This is a genomic window from Streptomyces phytophilus (assembly GCF_013870535.1).
Classification (GTDB): Bacteria; Actinomycetota; Actinomycetes; order Streptomycetales; family Streptomycetaceae; genus Streptomyces; species Streptomyces phytophilus.
In genome coordinates, this window is record NZ_JACBXC010001203.1 from 1 (window position 1) to 1,811 (window position 1,811).

The window sequence follows — 1,811 nt, forward strand, 5'->3', positions numbered from 1 at the left end:
GCCCACGCCCTCGGCGAGCGACTGCCGGTAGCCGTCGACCGCCGCCGGGACGGCGCGCAGCCGGGCCGCGATGTCCGACCAGTCGTCCTCGCTCCCGGTCGGCATCAGCGTGAAGCACTCGCGCAGCAGGTGCGCGGGGGAGTGGATGTTGCTGACGGTCCGCAGGCCCTCCTCGGCGTCGTGGACGGCGAGTTCCGCGCTCAGCCGCTCGCGCAGGAGCCGCCCGCAGCGCCGCTCCGCGTCGCTGTCCGCGCCGGGCTGCCGCTCGGCCTCGTCGAGGGCCGCAAGGGTGGCGCGGCCCAGCTCGGCGACGGCCTGTTGGCCGTCGGGGGAGAAGTCGGGGAGAGTGCGTGAACTCTCCGGCACGCCGAGCATGGTGCCGCTGATGGGGTCGAGGTCGATCAGGTCGTCGACGTAGGCGTCCGCCACCTGCCGGGGCAGTCGCTGGTTCGTGGAGTCGGGCATGCGGGCCATCCTCGTACACGGGGGCGGGCGGCGTCATCACCAAAACGGCCCCACGCCCTACGGAGGCAGCAGGGGCCCGCACTCCCAGTGCTGGAAGACCAGCCGCGTCTCCACCCGGGCCACCTCCCGGCGCGAGGTGAACTCGTCCAGGACCAGACGCTGGAGGTCCGCCGCGTCGCGTACGGCGACGTGCAGGAGGTAGTCGTCCGGGCCCGTGAGGTGGAACAGCGCGCGGGACTCGGGCAGCGAGCGGACCCGCTCGACGAACGGGCCGATCAGGTCGCGGCGGTGCGGGCGCACCTGCACCGCCAGCAGCGCCTCCAGCCCCCGGCCGAGCCGCGCAGGGTCGATCGCGAGCCGGTGGCCGGTGATCACGCCGGCGCGGCGCAGCCGGGCCACGCGGTCCAGGCAGGTGGAGGGGGCGACGCCCACGGCGGCGGCCAGATCGCGGTTGGTGGTCCGGGCGTCGTTCTGCAGCACCCGCAGAATCTCCAGGTCCACCGGATCGAGAGCAGGCGAATCGGGCATCGGCCGAACGTAGCACGGGCGATCACGCCACCGGCCCGTACGACCTTCAGCATCGGGACATGGAGACCCCGACGCGTTCACTCGCCACCGAGGCCGTGCACGCCGGGCGCGAAGACCTCGCCGCCCTCGGCCTGCACGCCGCCCCCCTCGACCTGTCCACGACCTACCCCTCCCCGGACAGCAGGGGCGAAGCCGCCCGTATCGACGAGTTCGCCGCCACCGGCGCCCCGCTCGAAGGACCGCAGGTCTACGGCCGGCTGGGCAACCCCACCGTCGCCCGCTTCGAAGAGGCCCTCGCCCGGCTGGAAGGCACCGAGTCGGCCGTCGCGTTCGCCAGCGGGATGGCCGCGCTCAGCGCCTGCCTGCTGGTACGCGGCAGCCTCGGCCTGCGGCACGTCGTCGCCGTCCGGCCGCTCTACGGCTGCAGCGACCACCTCCTCGACAGCGGGCTGCTGGGTACCGAGGTGACCTGGACCGACCCGGCCGGCGTCGCCGACGCCCTCCGCCCGGACACCGGCCTGGTGCTCGTCGAGACCCCCGCGAACCCCACGCTCGCCGAGACGGACCTCAGGGCCGTGGCGTACTCCTGCGGCTCGGTCCCGCTGCTCGTCGACAACACCTTCGCCACCCCCGTCCTGCAGCGCCCCGCCGCACACGGCGCCCGGCTCGTGCTGCACAGCGCCACCAAGTACCTCGGCGGCCACGGCGACGTGATGGGCGGCGTCGTCGCCTGCGACGAGGAACTGGCCGGGGCGCTGCGGCGGATCCGCTTCGCCACCGGCGGCGTGCTGCACCCGCTCGCCGGCTATCTGCTGCTG

At 74.4% G+C, this 1,811-nt stretch carries 3 protein-coding genes; 1 reads left to right on the top strand and 2 read right to left on the bottom strand.

The features are described 5' to 3' along the window. Both H5J30_RS30780 and H5J30_RS30785 read right to left on the bottom strand, forming a co-directional pair. Positions 1-465, bottom strand: a 465-nt coding sequence (locus H5J30_RS30780) for a DUF885 family protein (RefSeq protein WP_181790756.1), incomplete at its 3' end; no start/stop codon positions are given. A gap of 57 nt (positions 466-522) precedes the next feature. Beyond that, a complete protein-coding gene (locus H5J30_RS30785; RefSeq protein ID WP_181790758.1) occupies positions 523-993 on the bottom strand; it encodes an Lrp/AsnC family transcriptional regulator in 471 nt (156 codons plus the stop codon). A 59-nt stretch (positions 994-1,052) separates the two neighbouring features. Here H5J30_RS30785 and H5J30_RS30790 point away from each other — a divergent pair. Further along, on the top strand, positions 1,053-1,811 hold a 759-nt coding region (locus tag H5J30_RS30790; protein WP_181790760.1), incomplete at its 3' end, for a PLP-dependent transferase.

Coding starts and splice junctions, on each gene's coding strand:
- H5J30_RS30785 (WP_181790758.1), bottom strand. CDS start 993: ATGCCCGATTCGCCTGCTCTCGATCCGGTGGACCTGGAGATTCTGCGG.